The organism is Streptomyces sp. NPDC001373, from assembly GCF_042895815.1.
GTDB lineage: Bacteria > Actinomycetota > Actinomycetes > Streptomycetales > Streptomycetaceae > Streptomyces.
In genome coordinates this window covers 578,471-604,092 of record NZ_JBIAWQ010000002.1, presented here as the reverse complement: position 1 = coordinate 604,092, position 25,622 = coordinate 578,471, and the positions used below count along the sequence as shown (strand labels likewise).

The 25,622-nt window shown below is 72.6% G+C and carries 27 protein-coding genes; 11 read left to right on the top strand and 16 right to left on the bottom strand.

Features of this window, described 5'->3' with window-relative positions:
- Positions 1-79 precede the first annotated feature (79 nt).
- From ACFY15_RS08215 to ACFY15_RS08205, 3 genes are all read right to left on the bottom strand, one after another.
- On the bottom strand, positions 80-697 hold the full coding sequence (locus tag ACFY15_RS08215) for a TetR family transcriptional regulator (RefSeq protein WP_390688005.1): 618 nt from the start codon (positions 695-697) through the stop codon (positions 80-82).
- On the bottom strand, positions 694-1,512 hold the full coding sequence (locus ACFY15_RS08210; protein ID WP_390688006.1) for a sugar phosphate isomerase/epimerase family protein: 819 nt from the start codon (positions 1,510-1,512) through the stop codon (positions 694-696). Before ACFY15_RS08210 ends, ACFY15_RS08215 begins: the two co-directional genes overlap by 4 nt.
- Positions 1,513-1,625: 113 nt before the next feature.
- Positions 1,626-2,552, bottom strand: a complete 927-nt coding sequence (locus ACFY15_RS08205) for a Ppx/GppA family phosphatase (RefSeq protein WP_390688007.1) — start codon at positions 2,550-2,552, stop codon at positions 1,626-1,628.
- A gap of 62 nt (positions 2,553-2,614) precedes the next feature.
- On the opposite strand from ACFY15_RS08205, the gene ACFY15_RS08200 reads away from it, so the two are divergent.
- A complete protein-coding gene (locus ACFY15_RS08200) occupies positions 2,615-3,415 on the top strand; it encodes a hypothetical protein (protein WP_390688008.1) in 801 nt (266 codons plus the stop codon).
- Between the two features lie 30 nt (positions 3,416-3,445).
- On the opposite strand, the gene ACFY15_RS08195 is transcribed toward ACFY15_RS08200, so the two are convergent.
- Positions 3,446-5,422 carry an RNA polymerase sigma factor gene (locus ACFY15_RS08195; protein ID WP_390688009.1) on the bottom strand — a complete coding sequence of 659 codons (1,977 nt, stop codon included), beginning with the start codon at positions 5,420-5,422 and terminating at the stop codon, positions 3,446-3,448.
- Between the two features lie 148 nt (positions 5,423-5,570).
- On the opposite strand from ACFY15_RS08195, the gene radA reads away from it, so the two are divergent.
- Positions 5,571-6,995, top strand: coding sequence for a DNA repair protein RadA (gene radA, locus ACFY15_RS08190; protein ID WP_390688010.1), 1,425 nt, complete (start codon positions 5,571-5,573; stop codon positions 6,993-6,995).
- 164 nt (positions 6,996-7,159) lie between these two features.
- Positions 7,160-8,284: a DNA integrity scanning diadenylate cyclase DisA gene (gene disA, locus ACFY15_RS08185; protein ID WP_390688011.1), complete on the top strand. Its 1,125-nt coding sequence runs from the start codon at positions 7,160-7,162 to the stop codon at positions 8,282-8,284.
- 36 nt (positions 8,285-8,320) lie between these two features.
- On the opposite strand, the gene ACFY15_RS08180 is transcribed toward disA, so the two are convergent.
- Positions 8,321-9,109 carry a hypothetical protein gene (locus ACFY15_RS08180; RefSeq protein WP_390688012.1) on the bottom strand — a complete coding sequence of 263 codons (789 nt, stop codon included), beginning with the start codon at positions 9,107-9,109 and terminating at the stop codon, positions 8,321-8,323.
- 159 nt (positions 9,110-9,268) lie between these two features.
- Between ACFY15_RS08180 and ACFY15_RS08175 the strand changes: the two genes are divergently transcribed.
- The 7 genes from ACFY15_RS08175 to ACFY15_RS08145 all read left to right on the top strand — a co-directional run bounded on the left by ACFY15_RS08175 (position 9,269) and on the right by ACFY15_RS08145 (position 15,571).
- Positions 9,269-9,883, top strand: coding sequence for a phosphatase PAP2 family protein (locus ACFY15_RS08175; RefSeq protein WP_390688013.1), 615 nt, complete (start codon positions 9,269-9,271; stop codon positions 9,881-9,883).
- A gap of 22 nt (positions 9,884-9,905) precedes the next feature.
- Positions 9,906-10,808, top strand: coding sequence for an A/G-specific adenine glycosylase (locus ACFY15_RS08170; RefSeq protein WP_390688014.1), 903 nt, complete (start codon positions 9,906-9,908; stop codon positions 10,806-10,808).
- Between the two features lie 249 nt (positions 10,809-11,057).
- A complete protein-coding gene (locus ACFY15_RS08165; protein WP_390688015.1) occupies positions 11,058-11,618 on the top strand; it encodes a SigE family RNA polymerase sigma factor in 561 nt (186 codons plus the stop codon).
- 32 nt (positions 11,619-11,650) lie between these two features.
- The gene (locus tag ACFY15_RS08160) at positions 11,651-12,307 is read left to right on the top strand and encodes a hypothetical protein (RefSeq protein ID WP_390688016.1); all 657 of its coding nucleotides are present in this window, start codon (positions 11,651-11,653) and stop codon (positions 12,305-12,307) included.
- 37 nt (positions 12,308-12,344) lie between these two features.
- Positions 12,345-13,058, top strand: a complete 714-nt coding sequence (gene cseB, locus ACFY15_RS08155; protein ID WP_390688017.1) for a two-component system response regulator CseB — start codon at positions 12,345-12,347, stop codon at positions 13,056-13,058.
- 10 nt (positions 13,059-13,068) lie between these two features.
- Complete coding sequence (gene cseC, locus ACFY15_RS08150) at positions 13,069-14,382, top strand: two-component system sensor histidine kinase CseC (RefSeq protein ID WP_366449661.1); 1,314 nt, start codon at positions 13,069-13,071, stop codon at positions 14,380-14,382.
- Positions 14,383-14,479: 97 nt separating this feature from the next.
- Positions 14,480-15,571, top strand: coding sequence for a LamG-like jellyroll fold domain-containing protein (locus ACFY15_RS08145; protein ID WP_390688018.1), 1,092 nt, complete (start codon positions 14,480-14,482; stop codon positions 15,569-15,571).
- 10 nt (positions 15,572-15,581) lie between these two features.
- Here the strand turns inward: ACFY15_RS08145 and ACFY15_RS08140 are convergent, their stop codons facing one another.
- Together ACFY15_RS08140 and ACFY15_RS08135 are read right to left on the bottom strand one after the other, a co-directional pair.
- A complete protein-coding gene (locus tag ACFY15_RS08140; RefSeq protein WP_390688019.1) occupies positions 15,582-16,160 on the bottom strand; it encodes a M23 family metallopeptidase in 579 nt (192 codons plus the stop codon).
- Between the two features lie 337 nt (positions 16,161-16,497).
- The gene (locus ACFY15_RS08135) at positions 16,498-19,023 is read right to left on the bottom strand and encodes an ATP-dependent Clp protease ATP-binding subunit (protein WP_045949250.1); all 2,526 of its coding nucleotides are present in this window, start codon (positions 19,021-19,023) and stop codon (positions 16,498-16,500) included.
- Between the two features lie 451 nt (positions 19,024-19,474).
- On the opposite strand from ACFY15_RS08135, the gene ACFY15_RS08130 reads away from it, so the two are divergent.
- Entirely contained in the window at positions 19,475-20,059 is a 585-nt protein-coding gene (locus tag ACFY15_RS08130) for an SCO3374 family protein (protein WP_390688020.1), read from the top strand.
- Here the strand turns inward: ACFY15_RS08130 and ACFY15_RS08125 are convergent.
- The 9 genes from ACFY15_RS08125 to nadC form a co-directional block, all read right to left on the bottom strand.
- Positions 20,038-20,376: an Lsr2 family protein gene (locus ACFY15_RS08125; RefSeq protein ID WP_042811087.1), complete on the bottom strand. Its 339-nt coding sequence runs from the start codon at positions 20,374-20,376 to the stop codon at positions 20,038-20,040. The genes ACFY15_RS08130 and ACFY15_RS08125 overlap by 22 nt on opposite strands.
- A 164-nt stretch (positions 20,377-20,540) precedes the next feature.
- Positions 20,541-21,071: an amino-acid N-acetyltransferase gene (locus ACFY15_RS08120; protein WP_390688021.1), complete on the bottom strand. Its 531-nt coding sequence runs from the start codon at positions 21,069-21,071 to the stop codon at positions 20,541-20,543.
- Positions 21,072-21,081: 10 nt separating this feature from the next.
- On the bottom strand, positions 21,082-21,570 hold the full coding sequence (locus ACFY15_RS08115; RefSeq protein WP_390688022.1) for a BlaI/MecI/CopY family transcriptional regulator: 489 nt from the start codon (positions 21,568-21,570) through the stop codon (positions 21,082-21,084).
- Between the two features lie 79 nt (positions 21,571-21,649).
- Positions 21,650-21,814, bottom strand: a complete 165-nt coding sequence (locus ACFY15_RS08110) for a hypothetical protein (RefSeq protein ID WP_390688023.1) — start codon at positions 21,812-21,814, stop codon at positions 21,650-21,652.
- Positions 21,815-21,828: 14 nt separating this feature from the next.
- Positions 21,829-22,458, bottom strand: coding sequence for a hypothetical protein (locus tag ACFY15_RS08105; protein WP_390688024.1), 630 nt, complete (start codon positions 22,456-22,458; stop codon positions 21,829-21,831).
- 88 nt (positions 22,459-22,546) lie between these two features.
- Complete coding sequence (locus tag ACFY15_RS08100) at positions 22,547-22,738, bottom strand: DUF397 domain-containing protein (RefSeq protein ID WP_390688025.1); 192 nt, start codon at positions 22,736-22,738, stop codon at positions 22,547-22,549.
- 129 nt (positions 22,739-22,867) lie between these two features.
- The gene (locus tag ACFY15_RS08095; RefSeq protein WP_390688026.1) at positions 22,868-23,620 is read right to left on the bottom strand and encodes a GntR family transcriptional regulator; all 753 of its coding nucleotides are present in this window, start codon (positions 23,618-23,620) and stop codon (positions 22,868-22,870) included.
- 201 nt (positions 23,621-23,821) lie between these two features.
- On the bottom strand, positions 23,822-24,631 hold the full coding sequence (locus tag ACFY15_RS08090) for a type III pantothenate kinase (RefSeq protein ID WP_390688027.1): 810 nt from the start codon (positions 24,629-24,631) through the stop codon (positions 23,822-23,824).
- Positions 24,632-24,634: 3 nt separating this feature from the next.
- A complete protein-coding gene (gene nadC / locus ACFY15_RS08085) occupies positions 24,635-25,603 on the bottom strand; it encodes a carboxylating nicotinate-nucleotide diphosphorylase (RefSeq protein ID WP_390688028.1) in 969 nt (322 codons plus the stop codon).
- Positions 25,604-25,622: the final 19 nt, after the last annotated feature.

Below are 25,622 nucleotides of genomic sequence, written 5' to 3'. Positions count from 1 at the left end.
GCCGGGACGGCGGGGTCGCTCCTCGGTCACCGTCCCGTCCGGGCCCGACCCTCCCGGTCCTGACCCCGGCCCCTCCCGCTCACGCCTCGGTGAGGTAGCGCTGGAGGGTCGGGGCGACCAGCGCCACGATCTCCTCCGGATCCGCGGACGCGAGGGGCTCCACCTGGACGACGTACCGCACGAAGGCGATCCCGATCAGGTGCGAGGCCGCCAGCTCGGCGCGGAAGGTCGGGTCCGGGACGTCGAGGTCGGCGGCGACCCGCTCCAGGACCCGGCGCAGGATCAGGGTCCGCAGCACCCCCGCGGCCGCCTCGTGGGTGAGCGCGGAGCGGATCACGGCGAGCAGCGGGGCGCGCGTGGCCGGGTTCTCCCACACCCCCAGGAAATAGCGGGCCAGCCGCTCCCCGATGCCGTCCGGGCCCTCGCCGACGACGGCCGAGACCACCAGGGCGGGCTCCATCGTGACCTCGATGGCCGCGGCGAAGAGGTCGTCCTTGCTGCCGAAGTAGTGGTGCACCAGCGCCGGGTCCACCCCGGCCACCTTCGCGACACCGCGCACGGAGGTCTTGTCGTACCCGCGCTCCGCGAACACCTCGCGGGCGGCGAGGCGGATGCGCTCCTGGGTGCCGGGCCCCTCGTCCGCCTCGTCCTGGCGGGGCCGCCCGGGACCGCGCCGCCGCCGGGCCGGCTCGGTCACCGCCGGCCCCCGTCCGGGGCGGCGAGGTGGCGGCGGGTGAAGGCCAGGGCCTCGGCGAGATCGGCTTCCCGCTCGGCGGAGGACATGGCGCGCCGGGTGTTGACCTCGATGACGATGTGCCCGTCGAAGGAGCTCCGGGCCAGGCCCGTCAGCAGTTCGGCGCAGGGCTGGGTGCCGCGCCCGGGGACCAGGTGCTCGTCCTTCGCGGAGCCGTTGCCGTCGGCGAGGTGGATGTGGGCGAGGCGGTCGCCCATCCGGTCGATCATGGCGGTGGCGTCGGTGCGGGCGGTCGCGGTGTGCGACAGGTCGACGGTGAAGTGGCGGTAGTCGTCCTTGGTCACGTCCCACTCGGGCGCGTAGGCGAGCATCTCGCGGTCGCGGTAGCGCCAGGGGTACATGTTCTCCACGGCGAACCGGACGTCGGTCTCCTCCGCCATCCGCCAGATCCCGGTCACGAAGTCGCGCGCGTACTGGCGCTGCCAGCGGAACGGCGGGTGCACGACGACGGTGGAAGCCCCCAGCTTCTCGGCGGCGGCCCGGGCCCGCTGGAGCTTGGTCCACGGGTCGGTGGACCACACCCGCTGCGTGATCAGCAGGCAGGGCGCGTGCACGGCGAGGATCGGCACCTGGTGGTGGTCCGACAGCCGGCGCAGGGCCTCGACGTCCTGGCTGACCGGGTCCGTCCAGACCATGATTTCGACGCCGTCGTAGCCGAGGCGGGCGGCGATCTCGAAGGCCGTCGCCGTGGACTCCGGGTAGACGGAGGCGGTGGACAGGGCGACTTTCGGGGCGCTGCTGCTCGGATTACGGACCACGGAGCCAGATTACGGGCCCGCCGCGCGCGCCCCGGTACACAAACCGACTCTCGTCATACTTTTCACATGGCTCGGCATTCGGACGGCGGGCCCGAGCCGCGGAGCCCCCCCCCCTACGGCAGGTGGTCCAGCCGTCTCAGGATGACGCCCTCGCGGAGGGCCCAGGGGCAGATTTCCAGGGTGTCGACGCCGAAGAGGTCCATCGCCGCCTCCGCCACCAGGGCGCCCGCCAGGAGCTGGGAGGCGCGGCCGTCCGAGACGCCGGGGAGGGCGGATCGTTCCGCTGTCGTCATCGTCGCCAGGCGGGGGACCCACTCCTCCAGGGACTTCCGCGTCAGGTCGCGCTGAAGGTACAGGCCGTCGGCCTCGCGGGCCGCGCCGGCGATGCGGGCCAGCTGCTTGAACGTCTTCGAGGTGGCCACCACGTGGTCCGGGGCCCCGATGCGGCTGAATTCGCCGACCGTGCGGGCGATCCGCGCCCGCACGTGGCGGCGCAGCGCCTTCACGTCCGCCGGGTCCGGCGGGTCGCCCGGGAGCCAGGCCGAGGTGAGGCGGCCCGCGCCCAGGGGGAGGGAGACGGCGGCGTCGGGGTCCTCGTCCATGCCGTACGCGATCTCCAGCGAGCCGCCGCCGATGTCGAGGACCAGCAGCTTGCCCGCCGACCAGCCGAACCAGCGCCGGGCGGCGAGGAAGGTCAGCCGGGCCTCGTCCTCACCGCTGAGGACCGGCAGCTCGACGCCGGTCTCGGCCTTGACGCGGGCCAGCACCTCGTCGGCGTTGGGGGCCTCGCGCACGGCGCTGGTCGCGAAGGGGAGGACGTCCTCGCAGCCCTTGTCCTCGGCGGCCTGCACGGCGTGGCCGATCACCGAGACCAGGCGCTCGACCCCCTCCGGGGTGATCGCCCCGGACTCGTCGAGCAGCTCCGCGAGCCGCAGCTGCTCCTTGTGGGAGTGCGCGGGCAGCGGGCGCGCGCCGGGGTGCGCATCCACCACGAGCAGATGGACCGTATTCGAACCCACATCCAGGACACCGAGTCTCATACGGGAAACGCTACTGGGCCGGACGCGGGGCGGTGGAGTAAGGGGCGCTTACGCTTGACTTTGTGCCAAATACGAAGAAGGCCATCAAGAACCAGTCGAAGAAGAGCAAGGGCAGGGTGGCGGACGAGAAGGGCCTCGACTTCCCCCGGGCCTGGGTGGAGTTCCCCGATCCCGCCGACGAGGAGCAGGTCTTCCGCTGCGACCTGACCTGGCTGACCTCCCGCTGGACCTGCATTTTCGGCCGCGGCTGCCAGGGCATCCAGGCGGGCCGGGCCGAGGACGGCTGCTGCACGCTGGGCGCGCACTTCTCCGACGAGGACGACGAGAAGCGGGTCGCCGAGAACGTGGCACGGCTGACGCCGGAGCTGTGGCAGTTCCACGACGTCGGCAGCGAGAGCGGCTGGACGCAGCTCGACGACGACGGGGAGAAGCAGACCCGCCGCTGGGACGGGGCCTGCATCTTCCTGAACCGGCCCGGCTTCCCCGCCGGGGCCGGCTGCTCGCTGCACATCCTGGCGCTGCAGAGCGGGCAGGAGCCGTTGGAGACGAAGCCGGACGTGTGCTGGCAGCTGCCGATCCGGCGTACGTACGACTGGATCGACCGGCCCGACGACACCCGGGTGCTCCAGGTGTCGATCGGGGAGTACGACCGGCGCGGCTGGGGGCCGGGCGGGCACGACCTGCACTGGTGGTGCACGTCGGCGACCTCGGCGCACGGGGCCGGGGAGCCGGTGTACGTGTCGTACCGGGCGGAGCTGACGGAGCTGATGGGCGAGGCGGGGTACGCGGAGCTCGTGAAGCTGTGCGAGGCGCGGCTGGCGTCGCTCCTGCCGATGGCTCCGCACCCGGCCGATCCGGTGTAGCCGCCGTGCGGTCCCCCGGCACCCCCCGCGCTACGGCGCGGGGGGTGCCGGGGCAGGAGAAACCGTTCCTCCTGGGCCGGAGGACGGCGCCGGGTCCGTGGGCTCCGCCGGGGTCGGCGTGGGTGTGGGCGTGGGCGCCGGGGTCGGCGTGGGGGTCGGTGTCGGCGTGGGGTCCGGGGCGGGCGGGGTCGGGTCGGTGGCGGGTGCGGGGCGGCCGCGGCCCGAGACCGACACGACGGCTCCGCCCGGGTCGACGCCGACGCGGGCGGTCCAGGCGCCGACGGGCTGGGCCTCGGTGTCGACGGTGATCCGCAGGGTGACCGTTTCCCCGGGGGCCAGGGTGCCCGCCGTCTGGCTCGCGCGCAGCCAGGGCGCGTCCGACCAGAGCCGCCAGTGGACGGGGCTGCCGCCGGACGCGCTGAGGGTGAGCAGGGTGGTGCCGCCCGTGCCGGCCGCGGCGACGGTGAGCCGGCCGGGGGCTCCGGGGCCGTCGGCCTCGGGGGTGGCGGGGGCGCCGCTGCTGATGACCTCGACGGAGACGTCGGGACCGGCCGGGCCGGAGGCGAAGCCGGGTTCGCCGGTGGTGCGGGCGGTGTTGCCGGTGTTCTCGTACGCGGTGAGCGGGGGGCCCTCGGCGAGCGGGGGCGGGAGCTGCGCCTCGCCGACGGAGATGCGGGTGCCGTCGCCGACGGGTTCGGCGATCGTCGGGGCGCCCCGGTAGGCGGCCCAGAGGGCGATGACGGGGGCGGCGACGACGGTGGCGACGACGGTGGTGGTCACGGCCCGTGACCGGAGCCGGTCGCGGCGGGCGGCGCGGTCCTTGGGATCCATGGGGAAGCCGGTGCGGTCGAAGCGCGGGCCGGGGCGGCCGCCGCGGCGCCGGCCGGAGTGCAGCATCGCCGCGCGGACGGCGCCGCGGGGGGCGGGGACGAGCGGGAGCGTCGCGTGCAGCCCGCCGGAGCCGGGCCAGGGCGCGGCGGCGCCGACGCGTTCGGCGACGCGGCGGCAGCGCGGGCAGTCGTCGACGTGGCGGACGAGCTCGGCGCGCAGGGTGCTGGACAGCAGGACGTCGCGGTCGCCGTCCTCGCCGGTGAGGCGGGAGACGGCCGGGCAGTTGGCGGTCTCGACGACGGCGAGGGCGGCCCGGGTGCGCTCGACCTCGCAGGCGGCGGCGGACAGCAGCTCGCGGACTGCGGCGGGGGCGGTGCCGAGGACCGCGGCGAGTTCGGCGACGCCGAGGCGGTGACGGACGGCGAGTTCGAGGGCCTCGCGCTGCTCGGGGGTGGTGCCCGCGGCCTCGGGCCAGGCGAGGCGGGCGAGCTCGGTGCGGCGCTGGGCGGTCGCGTGGGCGGTCGCGACGGCGGAGGCGGGGGCGGACGCCGGAGCGGTCCCGTGGGATGGGGATGCCGCCGGGGCGGCCCCCTGGGCGGACACAGGAGCGGTCGTGCGGGATGCCGCCGGGGCGGACACGACAACGATCCCATGGGCGGACGCGTCGGCGGTCCCCTGGGCGGTCGCGTCGAGCGGCCGGTGCGCTTGAGGCGCATGCCCGGGGTCGGTGTGCCCCGGCGCGCGCCGGGCGGAGTGCGCCCCCAGGCGGGCGCGCCGCTCTTCGGCCAGCCGGCGCAGGCAGGCCCAGCGGGCGAGGGCGTACAGCCAGGCGCGGCGGTCGCCCTCGTGGGGACATCGGCCGGGGTGCCGGTCGGCGACGGCGAGGACGTCGCCGAGCGCGTCGGTGGCGGCGTCGTGGTCGCACAGGACGGAGAGGCAGTAGGTGAACAGGCCGTCGAGGTAGGGCTCGTGAGGGGAGGGCGGCGGGTCGGGGTCCGCTGTGTGCGCGCCCGCCGGATCCGCGGGGGCCGCCGGCCCGGCCGGGCCGGCGGTCCGGTGAAGCGCGGCCGTCGCCGCCGTCTCCTCCGGCCGGGGCACACCCGCTCGGGGTGTGCGCCGGTGCGCCCGGTGTGCGCCGGTGCGTGATGCGGGGTCTCCCTGGTCGCTGCTGTTCACCTGGCGAAGGTAGGCTGCACGCCGGCGGGGCTCCGGAAGCCTTCCCCACTTTTAGCCCTTACGGGTGAACAGATCGGTACCGCGCTGACCGCTCCCCTGACGCCCGGCCGGCACCGCGTTGTCGGCGGCGCCGGTTACCGTGGGCGGCATGGCTGCCCGTACCTCCCGCTCATCCGCCAAGGACCGTCCGTCCTTCCGCTGCACCGAGTGCGGCTGGACGACCGTGAAGTGGCTCGGCCGCTGCCCGGAGTGCCAGGCGTGGGGAACCGTCGAGGAGATGGGCGCGCCCGCGGTGCGCACCACCGCGGCCGGCCGCGTCACGTCCGCCGCGCTGCCGATCGCGCAGGTCGACGGCAGGACGGCGACCGCCCGCAGCACGGGCGTGGACGAGCTGGACCGCGTCCTCGGCGGCGGCCTCGTCCCCGGCGCGGTCGTGCTCCTCGCGGGCGAGCCGGGCGTCGGCAAGTCGACGCTGCTGCTCGACGTCGCGGCCAAGGCGGCCACCGGCGACCACCGCACCCTGTACGTCACCGGCGAGGAGTCGGCGAGCCAGGTGCGGCTGCGGGCCGACCGGATCAACGCCCTGAACGACCACCTCTACCTCGCCGCCGAGACCGACCTGTCCGCCGTCCTCGGCCACCTCGACGCGGTGCGGCCGTCGCTGCTGGTGCTGGACTCCGTGCAGACCATCGCCTCCCCCGAGATCGACGGCGCGCCCGGCGGCATGGCCCAGGTCCGGGAGGTGGCGGGGGCGCTGATCCGCGCCTCGAAGGAGCGGGGCATGGCCACCCTCCTCGTCGGCCACGTCACCAAGGACGGGGCCATCGCCGGCCCCCGCCTGCTGGAGCACCTCGTGGACGTGGTGCTGAGCTTCGAGGGCGACCGGCACGCCCGGCTGCGCCTGGTGCGCGGGGTGAAGAACCGCTACGGGGCGACCGACGAGGTCGGCTGCTTCGAGCTGCACGACGAGGGCATCACCGGGCTCGCCGACCCCAGCGGGCTGTTCCTGACCCGGCGGGCGGAGGCGGTGCCCGGGACCTGCCTGACCGTGACGCTGGAGGGCAAGCGCCCGCTGGTCGCGGAGGTGCAGGCGCTGACCGTGGACTCGCAGATCCCCTCCCCGCGCCGCACCACCTCCGGCCTGGAGACCTCGCGCGTCTCGATGATGCTGGCGGTGCTGGAGCAGCGCGGCCGGATCACGGCGCTGGGCAAGCGGGACATCTACAGCGCGACGGTGGGCGGGGTGAAGCTGACGGAGCCGGCCGCCGACCTGGCGATCGCGCTGGCGCTGGCCTCCGCGGCGAGTGACGTGCCGCTGCCGAAGAACCTGGTCGCGATCGGGGAGGTCGGGCTGGCCGGCGAGGTGCGGCGGGTGACGGGGGTGCAGCGGCGCCTCGCGGAGGCGCACCGGCTCGGGTTCACGCACGCGCTGGTGCCTGCGGATCCGGGGAAGGTCCCGCCCGGCATGAAGGTGACCGAGGTCGCGGACGTGGGGGACGCGCTGCGGGTCCTGCCGCGCGGGCGGTCGCGTACGCCGGCGAAGGAGCGTGCCGCGGCCACCCCGGCGGAATGAGGGGCTCCGCCGGGTGGCCCGGGGCACAGGTCAGCGGGGCCGTACGGGCTGCCGCCGCGGCGGTGCGGGCCAAGGCCCGGCGGGCGCGCAGGTGGCGCCGGTAGACTTTGTGCTGGTCCGCCCGGCCCTACGCAGGCGGCGCAACCCGCGACCGGAGGAGTGCAGTGGCAGCCAAGGACGGGGCAGCAGCATCCGGCAAGTCGGGCGCGAGCTCCAAGCACGAGGCGTTGATGCGCGCCTCCCTGACCGCGGTCGCCCCTGGTCAGCCGCTGCGTGACGGCCTCGAACGGATCGTCCGCGGCAACACGGGCGGCCTCATCGTCCTCGGCATGGACAAGGCGGTCGAGGCGATGTGCACCGGCGGCTTCGTCCTGGACGTGGAGTTCACCGCGACCCGGCTGCGGGAACTGTGCAAGCTCGACGGCGCCCTGATCCTGGACAAGGACCTGACGAAGATCCTGCGGGCCGGCGTGCAGCTGGTGCCGGACGCGTCGATCCCGACGGAGGAGACGGGCACCCGTCACCGGACCGCGGACCGTGTCTCGAAGCAGTGCGGGTTCCCCGTGGTGTCGGTGTCGCAGTCGATGCGGCTCATCGCGCTGTACGTGGACGGGGAGCGGCGCGTCCTGGAGGAGTCCGGGGCGATCCTGTCCCGCGCGAACCAGGCGCTGGCCACGCTGGAGCGGTACAAGCTGCGGCTCGACGAGGTCGCGGGGACGCTGTCGGCGCTGGAGATCGAGGACCTGGTCACGGTGCGCGACGTGACGGCGGTGGCCCAGCGGCTGGAAATGGTCCGCCGGATCGCGACCGAGATCGCCGAGTACGTGGTCGAACTGGGCACGGACGGGCGACTGCTGTCGCTCCAGCTGGACGAGCTGACGGTGGGGATCGAGCAGGAGCGGGAGCTGGTGGTCCGGGACTACGTTCCGGAACCGACGGCGAAGCGCTCCCGCACGGTGGAGGAGGCGCTGCCGGCGCTGGACGCGCTGACGCATGCGGAACTGCTGGAGCTGGGGATCGTGGCGAAGGCGCTCGGGTACACCGGGTCGCCGGAAACCCTGGACTCGGCGGTGTCGCCCCGCGGGTACCGGCTGCTGGCTAAGGTCCCGCGGCTGCCCGGGGCCATCATCGAGCGGCTCGTGGAGCATTTCGGGGGGCTGCAGAAGCTGCTGGCGGCCAGCGTGGACGACCTGCAGACCGTGGACGGGGTCGGCGAGGCCCGGGCCCGGAGCGTGCGGGAGGGGCTCTCGCGGCTCGCGGAGTCGTCCATCCTGGAGCGCTACGTCTAGGCTCCGCCGCTGGATTCCTCTGCCTGCACGGCGTTGTCAGTCCTGCTTCAGGACGAAGGACGTGCGGGCCACCGGCAGGCCCGGGGAGCGGACCTCGACCACGTAGGTGTCGGGGGCCGGGGTGCCCGCCGGGGGCGACTGGCACTGGTCCGCCGCGCTGAGCCTGCGGTCCCACTCCAGCGACTGCTTGGCCTCGCCCTGCGCCGGGACCCGGAAGTACGCGTTGGCCGGGCCCGACGGGCAGTCGGCCGAGGACCAGACCTGCTTGGCGCCGGTCGTCTGGAAGATCGTCACGACGGCCTGCTTCGGGCCCAGTCCGACCTTGCAGGTGCTGCCGGTGATGTTGCGGACGATCAGTTCGAGGCGCGGCTTCTCGTTCGTCTCGTACTCGTTCTTCACGCTCTTGACCTCCCACTGCACCGCGCTCGCCGCGCAGGTGGGGAGGGGGGAGTCGGCCGGGAGGGCCGCGGAGGCGCCCGTGCCGCCGGAGGAGGAGCCCGAGCCCGCTCCGCCGCCCTGGTCGGGGTTCTTCGACGTGCCGCCGCCCGAGCCGGGGCCTGCGCCCGCGCCGGAGCCCGACTCCGCGCGTCCGCCCGGGGCCTGACTGATCGCCGGGCCGGATCCGGAGGGGCCCGGGGTGATCGTCCGTACCGGGCCGGAGCCGTTGCCGCCGCCCTTGCCGTTCGTACTCGTCCCGGCCCCGCCGGAACTGACGAACCATACGGCGAGCAGCGCGACGAGCGCGGCGACGGACGCCAGAACAGCCCTCCGCCGCCAGTAAATGGAGGAGGGAAGCGGCCCGACCGGATTGCGCAGAGATCCCACGTACCGAACCTTACGAGAACTCGCGCCGCGATCAGTGCCCCACATGCCGTGCATACGACGGGTTTTGGCGATGATCATCCCGGCGGGTGACTGCGGAGCGACAAGATCAGGCCAGGGTCTGACGTGACCCCGACCAGCAGTTGAGTACGGTCAGTCACCATGGACACCTCCGACCTCTACCGCGACATCACCGACTTCGCCCACGCCACGCCCCACTGGGTGCAGTCGGCCTTCGAGGTCTGGACCGAATACGGGCTACTGCTCTTCGGTCTGCTCTACATAGCCGTCTGGTGGCGTGCGCGCGGGCGCCGCGACCCCCGGGCCGTGGCGCGCGCGGTGCTCGCGCCGCTGGTGACCGCGCTCGCGTACGTCGCCTCCGAGGTGGTGAAGTCGACCATCAACGAGGAGCGGCCCTGCCGGGCGGTTGCCCGGGCGGCCGCCTCGCTGGTCCCGTGTCCGCCGCACGGGGACTGGTCCTTCCCCAGCAACCATTCCGCCATCGCGGGCGCCGCCGCCGTCGCGCTGGCCCTGGCCGTGCCGCGCCTGGCGGCGCTGACCCTGCCGATGGCGTTGCTCATGGCCTTCTCGCGGGTGTTCGTGGGCGCGCACTACCCGCACGACGTGGGGATGGGCCTGCTGCTCGGCGCCTCGCTGGGCGCGCTGGCCGTGGCCCTGCTCACCGGCCCGACGACCCGGGTGATCGCCGCCGTACAGGGGAGCGGGATCCGCGCGGCCGTCTGGTTCACCGGTCCGGGCCCCGCGCGCCACCCGTAGAACGTGCCAGGATGCCTCTGACATGACTGCATCCGCCGAATCCACCGCGTCCGCGTCCCCCCTGCACGAGCCCGTCATCGCATGGTTCGACGAACACGCCCGCGACCTGCCCTGGCGCCGCCCCGAGGCCGGCCCCTGGGGGGTCATGGTCAGCGAGTTCATGCTCCAGCAGACCCCCGTCAGCCGGGTGCTGCCGGTGTACGAGCAGTGGCTCGCCCGCTGGCCCCGGCCCGCCGACCTGGCCGCCGAGGCACCGGGGGAGGCCGTACGGGCCTGGGGGCGGCTCGGCTACCCCCGGCGGGCCCTGCGCCTGCACGGCGCGGCCTCGGCGATAACGGAACGCCACGGCGGCGACGTGCCGCGCGACCACGCGCAGCTGCTCGCGCTGCCCGGGATCGGCGAGTACACGGCCGCCGCGGTGGCCTCCTTCGCGTACGGGCAGCGGCACGCGGTCCTCGACACCAACGTGCGCCGGGTCTTCGCCCGTACCTCGACCGGCATCGAGTACCCGCCGAACGCGACCACCGCCGCCGAGCGGCGCCTGGCCCGGGCCCTGCTGCCCGAGGACGAGCCCACGGCGGCCCGCTGGGCGGCGGCCTCGATGGAGCTGGGCGCGCTGGTCTGCACGGCCAAGAGCCCCGACTGCGTCCGCTGCCCGGTGGCCGGGCTGTGCGCCTGGCGGCTGGCCGGGAAGCCCGCGCACGACGGGCCGCCGCGGCGCGGGCAGACGTACGCCGGAACCGACCGGCAGGTGCGCGGCCGGCTGCTGGCCGTCCTGCGCGAGGCGCCGGGGCCGGTGGCCCAGGCGCAGCTCGACGCCGTGTGGAACGAGCCGGTGCAGCGGGCCAGGGCCCTGGACGGCCTGGTCTCCGACGGCCTGGTCGAGCCGCTCGCCCGCGGGATGTACCGCCTGCCGCAGAGCTAGCTAGACCACGGATTCCGGGGGTCCGGCCCCCGGAATCCGCAGGTGGGCCGGGCGGGCCCGGGGACGGCCCGAAGTTGACGGGAGCATTCCGTTTCGGCTCGGGAAACCCCATCTCACGGGCACTGTTACACAACCTACGGGTGTCCGTGCGCCCACCGCAGGCTGACCCGCACAGTGCCGTGACAACCCCTCCGTACCTTCGGATCCGTAAGACAGCGGGTCACGGGGACGGCAGCGGAGGCGATCTAGATGGCGCACGGAGATGTACTCGAGTTCGAGGAGTACGTACGCACGCGGCAGGACGCCCTCCTGCGCAGCGCCCGGCGCCTGGTCCCGGACCCCACGGACGCCCAGGACCTCCTCCAGACCGCCCTCGTCCGCACCTACGGGCGCTGGGAGGGCATCGCCGACAAGTCCCTGGCCGACGCCTACCTGCGCCGCGTCATGATCAACACGCGGACCGAGTGGTGGCGGGCCCGCAAGCTCGACGAGGTCCCCACCGAACAGCTCCCGGACGCCTCCGTCGAGGACGGCTCCGACCAGCGCGCCGACCGCGCCCTGCTCATGGACATCCTCAAGGTGCTCGCGCCCAAGCAGCGCAGTGTCGTGGTGCTGCGACACTGGGAGCAGATGAGCACCGAGGAGACGGCCGCGGCGCTCGGAATGTCGGCGGGAACCGTGAAGAGCACACTGCACCGCGCACTGGCCCGGCTCCGCCAGGAGCTGGAGAGCCGGGACCTGGACATGCGTGCGCTCGAACGCGGTGACCACACCATGCGTCACGAGGGGCGGGAGCGGTGCGCGGCCTGAAGGGCCAAAGCCTGAGCGGTAGAAGCTCGCTGGTGCTGACGTCGGCGGGGACGGTCGTCCTCGTCGGCACAGTGCTGTTCGCGGCCGGCTGTTCCACCGGCGGAACCGGCCTGCGCGACGGCGGCCCCGCCCGCACGGAGTCGGTGACGCGCAACAACCAGCCGACCACCGCACCCAGCGGGCCGGTGGCCCCGGGCCACTCCCCCGCCGCGGGGACGGCCAACCCCCTCAAGAAGGTCGACCCGGTGGCCCTGCTGAAGGCGGACCCCAAGGTCAGCGCCGAGATCAAGCGGGACCTCAAGCCCTGCACGGGCAAGGAGTACCCGGTCGACGTGAGCTACGGGAAGATCACCGGGAGCTCCGTCGTCGACATCGTCGTCAACGTCCTGTCCTGCGCCGACGCCCTGGGCAGGGGCTCGTACGTGTACCGGTCGGACGGCGGGACGTACGAGAATGTCTTCGCCGACGAGCAGCCGCCCGTCTACGCCGAGATCGACCGGGGCGACCTGGTGGTCAGCAAGCCCGTCTACGGCAAGAGCGACGCGGCCGCCTACCCCTCCGGCGAGGACGTGATCACGTACCGCTGGAACGGGGAGAAGTTCGCCGAGCAGGACCGGGTGCACTCGGAGTACAGCAACGTCGGCGACGGCGCGGGCCAGCCGGCTCCGGCCGTCAGCCAGAAGAACTGACCGCACAAGCAGACGGAACGACGGAGTGAGGCTGGGCATGGCCGAGACCCACGTGCTGTTCGTGGAGGACGACGACGTCATCCGCGAGGCCACGACCCTGGCGCTGGAACGCGACGGGTTCATGGTCACCGCCATGCCCGACGGCCTGTCCGGGCTGGAGTCCTTCCGGGCGAACCGGCCGGACATCGCACTGCTGGACGTGATGGTGCCCGGCATGGACGGGGTGAGCCTGTGCCGGCGCATCCGCGACGAGTCCACCGTCCCCGTCATCATGCTGTCGGCGCGCGCCGACTCCATCGACGTGGTCCTGGGCCTGGAGGCGGGCGCCGACGACTACGTCACCAAGCCCTTCGACGGCTCGGTCCTCGTCGCCCGCATCCGCGCCGTGCTGCGCCGCTTCGGGCACGCGGGCGGCACGCAGAACGGCGGCAACGGGTCGTCCGACGGGGACGGCTCCGACGAGCGCGGGGTGCTGTCCTTCGGCGACCTGGAGGTCGACACCGAGGGCATGGAGGTCCGCCGGGCCGGCTCCCCCGTGGCCCTGACCCCGACCGAGATGCGGCTGCTGCTGGAGTTCTCCTCCGCACCCGGCACCGTCCTGTCCCGCGACCGGCTCCTGGAGCGGGTGTGGGACTACGACTGGGGCGGCGACACCCGCGTCGTGGACGTCCACGTCCAGCGGCTGCGCACCAAGATCGGTCAGGACCGGATCGAGACGGTCCGCGGCTTCGGATACAAACTCAAGGCATGAGAACCACAGCATGAGGCGTTTCACCCTGCGCACGGGGATCCGCTGGAAGATCACGCTCGCCATCGCCGCCGTCGGCGCCCTCACCGCGCTCGCCCTGAGCCTGGTGGTGCACAGCGCCGCCCGCGTGTCGATGCTGGAGAGCGCCCGCGACTCGGAGCTGGAGCGGGTCCAGTACATCGCCCGCACCCCCGACGCCGGCCGCAAGCCCATCTGGGGCGCCAAGGTCAACGACCCCGAGCTCCCCGCGGAGCTGCGCGAGAAGGCCCGCTCGGGGCGGCGCGGCACCTACATCCAGGAGACCCCCAAGCGGGCCCCCGAGGTGTGGGCGGCCGTACCGCTCGGCAACGGACAGGTGCTCTCCATGCACCACCAGTTCCGCGAGAGCGCCAACATGGTGCGCGACCTGGACCGGGCCCTCGTCGTCGGCTCCCTCGCCGTCGTGATCGGCGGCTCGGCGCTCGGCGTCCTCATCGGCGGGCAGATCTCGCGTCGGCTGCGCAAGGCGGCGGCCGCCGCCCAGCGGGTGGCGCACGGGGATCCGGAGGTCCGCGTACGGGACGCCGTGGGCGGTGTCGTGCGCGACGAGACCGACGACCTCGCACGGGCGGTGGACGCGATGGCCGACGCCCTCCAGCAGCGGCTGGAGGCCGAGCGGCGGGTCACCGCCGACATCGCGCACGAGCTGCGGACCCCGGTGACGGGCCTGCTCACCGCCGCGGAACTGCTGCCCCCGGGCCGGCCGACGGAGCTGGTGCGCGACCGCGCGCAGGCGATGCGGGCCCTGGTCGAGGACGTCCTGGAGGTGGCCCGGCTGGACGGCGCGTCCGAGCGGGCCGAGCTCCAGGACGTGGCGCTGGGCGAGTTCGTGACCCGGCGGGTCACCGCGCTGATGCCGGAGGCCACGGTACGGGTCGTCGCGGACGAGATCGTCAGCACCGACCCGCGCCGGCTGGAGCGGATCCTCGGCAACCTCCTCGCCAACGCCGCGCGGTACGGGCAGCCGCCGATCCAGGTCGACATCGAGGGCCGGGTCGTGCGGGTACGGGACCACGGGCCGGGCTTCCCCGAGGCACTGCTGCGTGAGGGCCCGAGCCGCTTCCGGACCGGGTCCACGGACCGGGCGGGCGTCGGGCACGGGCTGGGGCTGACCATCGCGGAGGGCCAGGCCCGCGTCCTGGGCGCCCGGCTGACGTTCCGCAACGTGGCGGCTCCGGGCGGTGCGGAGAACGAGGGCGCGGCGGCGGGCGCGGTGGCGGTCCTGTGGCTCCCGGAACACGCCCCGACGGCGACGGGCAGCTTCCCGATCATCCAGCTCCCGGGCTGACCCCTGTTCCTCACGGGGCCGGGCGTGCGCGGGGGCGGAGGCAGCCGGTAGCGGGGTCCGGCCTCCCGGTTCGCGGTGATGTTCTAGCATCCGTGCCATGACCGACGGTACGGATCGCCCGAACAGCCCGCAGCCCGGCCCCGCCTCCGGCGGATACGGCTATCCACAGCCGGGGCAGTCCAACCCCTACCATCCGCAGCCCTCGCCGGGGCAGCCCGGGCAGGGCTTCGGGCCCCCGCCCGTGGCGGACGAAGCGTTCCCGCCTCCGATACCCGAGACCTTCAGCGCCCCCTCGACGCCGGACTGGCAGGCGATGGCCGACGCCTCGGAGGCTCAGCGCAAGAAGCGCCGGCTGCTGGCCATCGGCGGCGGGGCGCTCGCGGTGGTCCTGCTGGCGGGCGGGGCGACGTTCTTCCTCACGCGCGGCGGTGACGCGCCGGACGACAAGCCGACCGCCTCCTCCTCGGGCTCACCCAGCCCCTCGGGTGCGGCGAAGTCCCCGACCAGGAACCCCGACGACGACTACCCGACCCTCCCCGGCGAGCCGAACGTCCTGCGCGACTACAACGGCAAGACGGGCATCGCCCTGGGCCCGGGCGCCTCTCTGGGCGAGCTGTCCATGCGCACCGAGGTCCGCTTCAAGGGGGCACCGGACTCGTACGCGCAGGGCGCCGAGGCGGCCGTGGACGTCGGGAAGAACTTCAGCGTCTCCACCCGCGCCTACAACACGACCGAGGGCGGCTCGCACATGGCCATCAGCCAGGGCGACGGGGACTCGTACTCCTTCGAGCTGGGCTTCGAGGTCGTGAACGGCAAGAAGGCCTGGGTGTTCCGGGTCCAGACCGGCGACAAGGGCCAGGCGGCGACGGCCCAGCAGATCGTCGCGGACAACGTGGACACCACCAAGAAGTGGGCGCTGCTGACGGGCACCTACGACGCGGAGAAGAAGACCATCGCGCTGTGGGTGGACGACAAGCAGGCCGGTCAGGCGCAGGTCTCGGGGATCTGGGCGGGCCCCGGGCCGCTCCAGCTGGGCCGGGCCCGCCACCACGGGATCTGGAGCGCCCCCTGGGAGGGGGCGCTGGACCACATCCGGGTCTTCGACCAGGTGCTGGGCCAGGAGCAGCTCTCACTCCTGAAGAACAACAAACTCGTCAAGATCAAGCCGACGCACGCCTGGCTGGTCTGAGCCGGGAGGGTCAGACGGTGATGCCGACGTTGCGCAGGAAGACGACCGGGTTGATCGCGGAGCCGTAGTTCGGCGTGGTCCGGATCTCGAAGTGCAGGTGCGGACCGCTGGAGTTGCCGGTGTTGCCGGACAGGGCGATCTGCTGGTCGACGGAGACCTTCTGGCCGATCCGGACCTGGATCTTCGACAGGTGCGCGTACTGGGAGTACGTGTTGTTCGCGTGCTTGATCACGATGGCGTTGCCGTAGGCCGGGCCGTCGCCGCCGCCGTTGGGGCCGGCCTTGACGACGGTACCGGCGGAGGCGGCGTGCACGGCGGTGCCGACGGGGACGGCGAAGTCCTGGCCGGAGTGCTTGTGGGACCACATGGTGCCGCCCTTGCCGAAGGTCGCGGAGAGCGTGTAGCCCTTGACGGGCTTGTCCCACAGGCCGGTCTTCACGGCGGTCTGCGCGGCGGGGGCGGCCAGGGTGCCGGGGGCCTCGGCGGCGAAGGCGGCGGTCGTCCCGGCCCCGAGGGCCAGCGCCGCACCGAGGGCGGTGGCGACGACGGCGGTGCGGGTACGACGGGTGCTGACGCGCTTCGCGGACATGCGGGACCTCCGGGGCCGGGGACAGGAGTCGGGCAAGAAAGATCCCGGCGCTGCGGCGGGTGCCGCGACTGCCGGGCTTGCCCCACCTTGGTAACCCGTGCCCCCGGACTTCCCCAAACACCCGATTTACTACCCGGGCTCGTAGGCGAATATCTCACCCCGCCCGGGTTGACGCCCCCCGTGCAGCCTCAATGCCAGGACAATCCGGACACCACACCCTACGGAGCCGCCTAGTAGGTCCGTTTTGTGCTGTGCGGCTTGTCACCGCCCCACACGCCGAAAGGGGCGGCCCCGGGACCAGAAGTCCCGGGGCCGCCCCTCGTGTACCGCCTGCCGCTTACGCGCCCTTCGACAGGTCCGGGCCGGAGCCCGTGGCCTCGATCGGGGGGAGGTCCGGCAGGGCCGACTTCTCCTCGCCGCGGAAGGTGAACTTGGCTTCGTCGCCCTCACCCTCCACGCCGACGACCACGATGTGACCGGGGCGCAGCTCGCCGAAGAGGATCTTCTCCGACAGCAGGTCCTCGATCTCGCGCTGGATGGTCCGGCGCAGCGGGCGGGCACCCATGATCGGGTCGTAGCCGCGCTTGGCCAGGAGCAGCTTCGCGTCACCGCTGAGCTCGATGCCCATGTCGCGGTCCTTGAGGCGCTCGTCCACCTTGGCGATCATCAGGTCGACGATCTGGATGATGTCTTCCTGGCTGAGCTGGTGGAAGACGACCGTGTCGTCGACGCGGTTGAGGAACTCGGGCCGGAAGTGCTGCTTGAGCTCTTCGTTGACCTTCGCCTTCATCCGGTCGTAACCGGTCTTGACGTCGCCCTGGGCGGCGAAGCCCAGGTTGAAGCCCTTGGAGATGTCCCGCGTACCCAGGTTGGTCGTCATGATGATGACCGTGTTCTTGAAGTCCACGACCCGGCCCTGGGAGTCGGTCAGGCGGCCGTCCTCCAGGATCTGGAGCAGGGAATTGAAGATATCCGGGTGCGCCTTCTCCACCTCGTCGAAGAGGACGACGGAGAACGGCTTCCGGCGGACCTTCTCGGTCAGCTGGCCGCCCTCTTCGTAGCCCACGTAGCCGGGGGGCGAACCGAAGAGACGCGAAACCGTGTGCTTCTCGCTGAACTCCGACATGTCGAGGGAGATCAGCGCGTCCTCGTCGCCGAAGAGGAATTCGGCGAGGGTCTTCGACAGCTCGGTCTTACCGACACCGGACGGGCCGGCGAAGATGAACGAGCCACCGGGGCGCTTCGGGTCCTTCAGGCCGGCCCGCGTACGGCGGATCGCCTGCGAAAGGGCCTTGATGGCGTCCTTCTGGCCGATGACGCGCTTGTGGAGCTCGTCCTCCATGCGCAGCAGGCGCGAGGACTCCTCCTCGGTCAGCTTGAAGACGGGAATGCCGGTCGCGGTCGCGAGGACCTCGGCGATGAGCTCGCCGTCGACCTCGGCGACGACGTCCATGTCGCCGGCCTTCCATTCCTTCTCGCGCTTGGACTTCGCGGCGAGCAGCTGCTTCTCCGAATCACGGAGCGAAGCCGCCTTCTCGAAGTCCTGGGAGTCGATGGCCGACTCCTTGTCGCGGCGCACGGCCGCGATCTTCTCGTCGAACTCGCGGAGGTCCGGCGGCGCGGTCATCCGGCGGATGCGCATCCGGGAGCCGGCCTCGTCGATCAGGTCGATCGCCTTGTCCGGCAGGAAGCGGTCCGAGATGTACCGGTCGGCCAGCGTCGCGGCCTGTACGAGGGCCTCGTCCGTGATCGAGACGCGGTGGTGGGCCTCGTACCGGTCACGGAGACCCTTGAGGATCTCGATGGTGTGCGGCAGCGACGGCTCCGCGACTTGGATGGGCTGGAAGCGGCGCTCCAGCGCGGCGTCCTTCTCCAGGTGCTTGCGGTACTCGTCGAGCGTGGTGGCACCGATGGTCTGGAGCTCACCGCGGGCCAGCATGGGCTTCAGGATCGAAGCGGCGTCGATCGCGCCCTCCGCGGCACCCGCACCGACCAGCGTGTGGAGCTCGTCGATGAACAGGATGATGTCGCCGCGGGTGCGGATCTCCTTGAGGACCTTCTTCAGGCGCTCCTCGAAGTCACCGCGGTAGCGGGAACCGGCGACCAGCGCACCCAGGTCCAGGGTGTACAGGTGCTTGTCCTTGAGGGTCTCGGGCACCTCGCCCTTGACGATGGCCTGGGCCAGCCCCTCGACGACGGCGGTCTTGCCGACGCCGGGCTCGCCGATGAGGACCGGGTTGTTCTTGGTCCGGCGGGACAGCACCTGCATGACCCGCTCGATCTCCTTCTCGCGCCCGATGACCGGGTCGAGCTTGGATTCACGGGCAGCCTGGGTGAGGTTGCGGCCGAACTGGTCGAGGACCAGCGAGGTCGAGGGGGTGCCCTCGGCCGGGCCGCCTGCGGTGGCCGACTCCTTGCCGCCCCCGGTGTAGCCGGAGAGCAGCTGGATGACCTGCTGCCGGACCCTGTTCAGATCGGCGCCCAGCTTCACGAGGACCTGGGCGGCGACGCCCTCGCCCTCGCGGATCAGGCCGAGCAGGATGTGCTCGGTGCCGATGTAGTTGTGGCCGAGCTGGAGGGCCTCTCGGAGCGAGAGCTCCAGGACCTTCTTCGCCCGCGGCGTGAAGGGGATGTGCCCGGACGGGGCCTGCTGGCCCTGACCGATGATCTCCTCAACCTGCTGGCGAACAGCCTCGAGCGAAATCCCGAGGCTCTCCAGGGCCTTAGCGGCGACACCCTCACCCTCGTGGATCAAGCCCAGGAGGATGTGCTCGGTGCCGATGTAGTTGTGGTTGAGCATCCGGGCTTCTTCCTGAGCCAGGACGACAACCCGCCGCGCGCGGTCGGTGAACCTCTCGAACATCGTTTATCGCTCCTCAGAGCGGTCGGGCAGTTCGGGGTCGGTCCCCGCCCTGTCCTTCCGCATGCTAGTCCCGCGGGACGGGACAGCTCATTCCAACTGCCGACACCCGTCCACGGCTCACCCCCACGTCGGTGAGGAAAACCGGCTGTAAGAGCCGACTACTGCTCCAACCCGATGGTGCGAGACGATGTTCCCGCAGGCCAGGCAGATACCCGTCACACGAGTACGCCGATGGCGAACGGAAGCCGCTCAAATCAGCGTGTCGCCCCGATCCACTAGGAATGTCTTACCCGTAAGGACTGACACTCCATGCCGGTCAGCACGGTTCCCTCCGCTACGGGCGAACACGCTTGTGTCCCGAATGTGGGACTCCGCTCCGCGGATGTTTACGTTGCGCATTGATTCGGCTGCACTGCGTAACCCGGCGGCGGCGGACGGAGTTCACCCGTTCATGGCTGTCGTCAACACCGTGAACGCCGTTCCCCCGCACCGCGTCACCTCCGGGCCGGACACCCGCACCTGGTACGAGCGGGTGCTCGGATGGACCGTGGCGGCCGGGCCGCCCGTGCGGCTGGTCACCGGGATCCGGTTCGACGTGCTGGAGCTCCCCGCGGACGCCGGGGCCGGGCTGCTGCGCCGCCCCGGCCTGGTCACCGGTCCGGTGGCGCTGGCTGGGCGCCGGATGGGCCTCCTCGTCGCCCCGGGGGCCGCCGAGGAGCTGGAGGGCCTGCTCGTCTGGCTGGAGTGGGGCGGGGTGGAGCTGGACCTCGCCGCCCTGGGGGCGGGGGGCGGGATCACCGCCCCCGTGCCGCCCGGCCGCGTGCCGGAAGGGAGCCCTCAGGGGGCCGCCGTCTGGCTGCGACCCCCCGAGCCGGGGTGCGAGGCCTCGCTGCCGGCCCTGCCCGGTCCGGGGCGGAGCCGCGGGCCCGGGGGGTCCGGCGGGCCCGATCTCGTACGCCTGGTGGCCGCAGCGGCGACGGAATGCCACCGCGCCCGCCTGTGGCGGCGTACGGATCAGCCCTTGGCGTTCTCGTAGGCCTCGCGGATCTCGGCCGGGACGCGGCCACGGTCGTTGACGCTGAGGCCCTGGGCCTTGGCCCACGCGCGGATCTCGGCGGTGTCGGGGCTGCCGGAGGAAGCCGCGGCGCGGCCCTTGGCGCGGCCGGCCGAGGCGCGCCCGCCGGTGCGGCGGCCGCCCTTCGTGTACGGGTCGAGCAGCCCGCGGAGCTTTTCAGCGTTGGCGGTGGTGAGGTCGATCTCGTAGGTCTTGCCATCCAGAGCGAACGTCACGGTCTCGTCCGCCTCGCCACCGTCGAGGTCGTCGACAAGAAGGACCTGAACCTTCTGTGCCACCGGATTTCCTTTCATCGAAAATGCAGTACGCGGAAAGGAAACCGCTTTTGCCTGGAAAACACAAACCCCCGGCGAGAGGTTCAGGAGCGCAACAAGGCGGGAAACGTACGCGATTCGGACATAGGCCACGGGCGCCTGCGGCCGGGAATAGCCCCCGCGCACGATCAGAGGTGCAGCAGCATCCGGCTGTTGCCCAAGGTGTTCGGCTTCACTCGTTCGAGACCGAGGAACTCGGCGACTCCCTCGTCATAGGAACGCAGGAGCTCCATGTAGACATCGGTCTGCACCGGGGTCTCGCCGATCTCGACGAACCCGTGCTTCGCGAAGAAGTCGACTTCGAAGGTCAGGCAGAATACCCGGCTCACGCCGACCCGGCGGGCCGTCTCCAACAACTTGGCGAGCACCTGGTGACCGACTCCGGCACCCTTCAGGTCGCGGTCGACCGCGAGCGTGCGCACTTCGGCGAGGTCTTCCCACATGACGTGGAGAGCTCCGCAGCCCACCACCTGGCCGTCGGAGTCGCGTTCCGCGACCCAGAACTCCTGGATGCCCTCGTAAAGGGCGACCGGGGCTTTGTCGAGGAGGATCCGCTGCTGCACGTACTGGTCCAGCAGGCGGCGCAGCGCCGGAACATCCCCGGTGCGCGCACGGCGGATGGTCACTGTTTTCGCGTCTGTGGTGGAAAGCTCTCCCATAGGCCGGACGCTATCGCCCCGGCCCGCTCCGGCGTGCGCCGGAGCCCCCTTCCTCTCCGGGTTCGCCCCCGGTTCCGCCGGGGCCGGCGGCGGGGGGCGCGGCCTCGGAGGCTTCGGCGGGGGGCGGGGGCTCGGGTTCGTCGTGCTGGACGATCCGTACGGCGTCGCGGAGGGCCTCGCGCTGTTCCGGGGACATCATGCCGAAGAAGGCGACGAGGGCGGCCGCGGGGTTGTCGCTGGTCGACCAGGCTTCGTTCATCAGTGCGGCCGAGTAGGCGGCGCGGGTGGAGACCGCCGTATATCGATAGGCGCGGCCTTCGGCTTCCCGGCGGACCCAGCCCTTCTGATGGAGATTGTCCATAACGGTCATGACCGTGGTGTACGCGATGGACCGTTCCTGCTGGAGGTCTTCGAGGACTTCCCGAACGGTGACCGGGCGGTTCCACTGCCACACCCGCGTCATGACTGCGTCTTCGAGTTCTCCCAAGGGGCGAGGCACAGCAGCACGATAGTGCGGAATGGGCTGAATTGCCCGACTATTCGTTGTGCAACGCGCGGCCAATACCCGGGCGGCGGCGCTACTTCTGCTGCTGGGCCGCTTCGGCGCGGCCGAGCGCGGCGTCGACGGCCGCGTCTTCCTTGGCCTTGTTGGCGCCGCCCTGGCTCTTCACGATCGTCCTCACGAGGAAGATGAAGAACGTGGCCATCACGATGGGGGGCACGAGCGCGGAAACGTAGTCCATGCCCCCCAGCGTAGCTATACCGCCGCGCGGCCGGCCGCCGGGGGCGGGGCGGGCTTGCGGCGCGGCGGGAAGACCTCGCCCGGGGTGGGCACGGGCCGTCCGGGGCGCGGGGGCTCCTTCGGGGAGGGCTCGGGGCGGGGCCGCTCCGGGCGCGGCTCCTCGGGGCCGGGGGCCGTCCCACGCGGCTCCTCGCGGCCGCCGGCGAGGGCCAGCAGGCGGGTGCGGGGCGCGGGGGCGACGGCGGCGAGGCGGCGGCGCACGGAGCGCTCCGCGACGCCCTGGGCCCGTTCCAGCACGGCGGCGGCGACCGCGTTGGCCCGCAGGGCGCGCAGGGCGGCGAGGTCGTCGGGGTCGGGCTCGTACCCGGCGGCGAGGGCGTCCTGGAGCAGTTCCAGGTAGCCGGACAGGCTCCCGGGGAGGGCGCCCCGGTAGCGGACGAGGTCGTCGAGCAGGAAGGCTCTGAGCCGGCCCGCCTCCTGGACCGCGTCGTCCACCGACGCCGCGAGGCGCAGGCAGTCCTGGACCTCGGCGGCCGTCAGGGGGGCCGTGGAGGACTGGAGGGCGTGGGCGAGGCTACGCCTGAGCACGTGCAGCTCGGCGGCGCTGAAGGCCATGCCGCCGCGGGATCCGTAGGGCGTGGGCATGGGGCGAAGATACGCGCTAATCGGACAAAATCCCCTGATGGTGGGGATGTCCGGCGCGGCGCAGGGCGCGCCGCGGGCCCCGCCGGAGTCAGCCGCTCTCCTTGACGGCCTCGACGAAGTCGGCCCAGGCGGCGTGGGTGGTGGCCATGACGAGGTGCGCGGGGTCGGCCCGGTCGGCCACCCGTACGAGGGTGCCGGGGGCGGCGGCCACGTAGACGCAGGCCTCTCCTTCGCCGCAGTACGACGATTTGCGCCACTCGGTCCTGGCGTTCGCGGTCATGGTGTCTCCTCCGCTGTGGACGAGGCCACGGTGCCTCTCCAGCGGGACGCTACCTCTGCCGGAGTCGCACTCCGGCCACTTTCGGTAAAAAACACAGCCGGAAAATGTCACTCGGCCGTCATGGGGCCGTCACTCGACCGGGAAGGCGTAGGCGATCTCGTAGCGGGAGTCGGGCACGACGAGGTCCGCGGTCTCCACCGGGCGGCCGTCGGAGTCGATGTAGGTCCGCTCGATCCGGGTGATCATCGAACCGAGACTGATCCCCAGCAGGTTGGCCTGGTCCTGGTTGGCGCGGGCGGGGCGCGGGACCTCCACCACCGAGGTGACGGTGATGCCGATGGAGCGCATCCGCGCCACGACGCCGGCGCCGCGCAGCTCCCCGGCCTCCGGGAGCACGATCGGGGTGCCGGAGGTGATGGCGAGGGGCTCCCAGGACTCGGAGAGCTCGGCGGGGCTGCCGTCGGCCATGAACTCGTAGCGGGTCAGCACGCAGGGGGCACCGGGTTCGATCGCCAGCCGGGCGGCGATCCGCTCGGGGGCGGGGACCTGCGGGTGGGTCTTGGAGTCCCAGGAGGCGGCGATGCCGTGCGCGGCGGCCTCGGAGCGGAAGGTGTTGCCGGCCCCGGGGACCCGGCGGCGGGTGCGGAGCATCCGCATGCGGCGACGCGGGGTGCGCACGTAGGTACCGGAGCCGGCGCGGCCCTCCAGGAAGCCCTCGATGATCAGCTGTTCCATCGCCCGCTGGGTGACGCCCTGGCCGACCTCGTACTCCTCGGCGAAGCGGGCGCGGGAGGGGAGCCGGTCCCCGATCTTCCACTCGCCCGCCTCGATGCGGGTCCGGAGGGATGCCACCACCTTCAAGTACGGTGATTCACGGGGCATTTCGGACCGTCCTCTACCGTCTCGTCCGTGCCGCTCGGGAGCGCGTGCGTCCGACGCCGCCAAGCTAACCGATCAGCTTGAAGCTGAGCACTCGGGATGACGGTGGGTACGGCCGGCGGGGCGGGAACCCTGCGGTGACGGCCCGGACGGCGCTCCGCCCGCCGCGCCCCGGGCGGGGCGGGCGGGCGGAGTGCCGTGCGCTCAGTCGAAGTTGGGCGCGTTGCGCTCGTACACCAGCCGCAGGCCGATCAGGGTCAGCCACGGCTCGTGCTCGTCGATCACCGAGGTCTCCCCGAGGACGATCGGGGCCAGCCCGCCGGTGGCGATGACGCGGACGTCGTCCGGGTCGCCGTCGGGGCCCACCAGGTCCCGGGCCATGCGGTGGACGATCCCGTCGACCTGGCCCGCGAACCCGTAGACCACGCCCGACTGCATGGCCTCGACCGTGGACTTGCCGATCACGTTGCGCGGCCGGGCCAGCTCGATCTTGCGGAGCTGGGCGCCGCGCATCCCGAGGGCCTCCATCGAGATCTCGATGCCCGGGGAGATCACCCCGCCCACGTACTCGCCGCGCGCGGAGATCGCGTCGAAGGTGGTCGCCGTCCCCATGTCGACGACGATCGCCGGACCGCCGTACAGCTCGACGGCCGCGACCGCGTTGACGATGCGGTCGGCGCCGACCTCCTTCGGGTTGTCCATCAGGATCGGCACACCCGTCTTGACGCCGGGCTCCACCAGCACCGCCGGCACGTCGCCGTAGTAGCGGCGGGTGACCTCGCGCAGCTCGTGCAGGACCGACGGGACCGTCGCGCAGATCGCGATGCCGTGGATGCCGTCGCCCAGCTCGCTGCCGAGCATCGGGTGCATCCCCATCAGGCCCTGGAGCAGGACGGCCATCTCATCGGCCGTGCGGCGCGGGTCGGTGGAGACCCGCCAGTGCTCGACGATCTCCTCGCCGTCGAACAGGCCCATGACGGTGTGGGTGTTGCCCACGTCGATGGTGAGCAGCACGGACTACACCGCCTCGCGCAGGTCGAGGCCGATGTCCAGGATCGGCGAGGAGTGCGTGAGCGCGCCCACCGCCAGGAAGTCCACGCCGGTCTCGGCGTAGGCGCGGGCGGTCTCCAGGGTGAGGCGGCCCGAGGACTCCAGGACGGCGCGGCCGGCCACGATCGTGACGGCCTCCTCGGTCTCCGGGACGGTGAAGTTGTCCAGCAGGATCAGGTCGGCGCCCGCGTCCACGACCTCGCGGACCTGGTGCATCGTGTCGACCTCGACCTCGACCGGGACGTCCGGGAAGGCCTCGCGGACGGCCTTGAAGGCCTGGGCGACGCCGCCGGCCGCGACCACGTGGTTGTCCTTGACCAGCGCCGCGTCCGACAGGGACATGCGGTGGTTGACGCCGCCGCCGCAGCGGACCGCGTACTTCTCCAGGGAGCGCAGGCCCGGGGTGGTCTTGCGGGTGTCGCGGACCTTGGCCTTCGTGCCCTCCAGGACGTCCGCCCAGCGGCGGGTGGCGGTCGCGATTCCGGAGAGGCGGCACAGGATGTTCAGGGCGCTGCGCTCGGCCGTCAGCAGGTCGCGGGTGCGGGAGCGGACCGACAGCAGCAGCTGCCCGGCCTCGACGCGGTCGCCGTCCTCGGCGTGCCGCTCGACCTCGAAGGCCTCCGTGCACACCACGGAGAACACCGCCTCGGCGATGCGCAGACCGGCCACGACTCCGGCCTCGCGGGCCACGAAGTCGGCGATGGCCTCGGCCTCTTCGGGGACGGTGGCGACGGTGGTGACGTCGACCCCGCCGTCCAGGTCCTCGGACAGCGCCATGTGCGCGATGTCCTCGACCTCGATCGGGTCGAGGCCCGCGTCCACGAGCAGCTGGGCCAGCGCGGGGTCGAGGCCGCTCTCCTCGCCCTCGGCGCAGCCGCAGTCGTCGCCGCAGCCGCCTTCGTTCTGCTCGATCAGGGGGAGTTCGGGGGTGCTCACGGTCAGTGCTCCTGGCTTG

Excerpts from the sequence above, each read along its gene's own strand:
- ACFY15_RS08100 (WP_390688025.1), bottom strand. The coding sequence starts at position 22,738 with ATGACCGCGAACGCCAGGACCGAGTGGCGCAAATCGTCGTACTGCGGC.
- ACFY15_RS08170 (WP_390688014.1), top strand. The coding sequence starts at position 9,906 with ATGACTGCATCCGCCGAATCCACCGCGTCCGCGTCCCCCCTGCACGAG.
- ACFY15_RS08165 (WP_390688015.1), top strand. The coding sequence starts at position 11,058 with ATGGCGCACGGAGATGTACTCGAGTTCGAGGAGTACGTACGCACGCGG.
- ACFY15_RS08130 (WP_390688020.1), top strand. The coding sequence starts at position 19,475 with ATGGCTGTCGTCAACACCGTGAACGCCGTTCCCCCGCACCGCGTCACC.
- ACFY15_RS08145 (WP_390688018.1), top strand. The coding sequence starts at position 14,480 with ATGACCGACGGTACGGATCGCCCGAACAGCCCGCAGCCCGGCCCCGCC.
- radA (WP_390688010.1), top strand. The coding sequence starts at position 5,571 with ATGGCTGCCCGTACCTCCCGCTCATCCGCCAAGGACCGTCCGTCCTTC.
- ACFY15_RS08135 (WP_045949250.1), bottom strand. The coding sequence starts at position 19,023 with ATGTTCGAGAGGTTCACCGACCGCGCGCGGCGGGTTGTCGTCCTGGCT.
- ACFY15_RS08120 (WP_390688021.1), bottom strand. The coding sequence starts at position 21,071 with ATGGGAGAGCTTTCCACCACAGACGCGAAAACAGTGACCATCCGCCGT.
- ACFY15_RS08205 (WP_390688007.1), bottom strand. The coding sequence starts at position 2,552 with ATGAGACTCGGTGTCCTGGATGTGGGTTCGAATACGGTCCATCTGCTC.
- ACFY15_RS08105 (WP_390688024.1), bottom strand. The coding sequence starts at position 22,458 with ATGCCCACGCCCTACGGATCCCGCGGCGGCATGGCCTTCAGCGCCGCC.
- ACFY15_RS08110 (WP_390688023.1), bottom strand. The coding sequence starts at position 21,814 with ATGGACTACGTTTCCGCGCTCGTGCCCCCCATCGTGATGGCCACGTTC.
- cseB (WP_390688017.1), top strand. The coding sequence starts at position 12,345 with ATGGCCGAGACCCACGTGCTGTTCGTGGAGGACGACGACGTCATCCGC.
- ACFY15_RS08095 (WP_390688026.1), bottom strand. The coding sequence starts at position 23,620 with ATGCCCCGTGAATCACCGTACTTGAAGGTGGTGGCATCCCTCCGGACC.
- ACFY15_RS08140 (WP_390688019.1), bottom strand. The coding sequence starts at position 16,160 with ATGTCCGCGAAGCGCGTCAGCACCCGTCGTACCCGCACCGCCGTCGTC.
- ACFY15_RS08175 (WP_390688013.1), top strand. The coding sequence starts at position 9,269 with ATGGACACCTCCGACCTCTACCGCGACATCACCGACTTCGCCCACGCC.
- cseC (WP_366449661.1), top strand. The coding sequence starts at position 13,069 with ATGAGGCGTTTCACCCTGCGCACGGGGATCCGCTGGAAGATCACGCTC.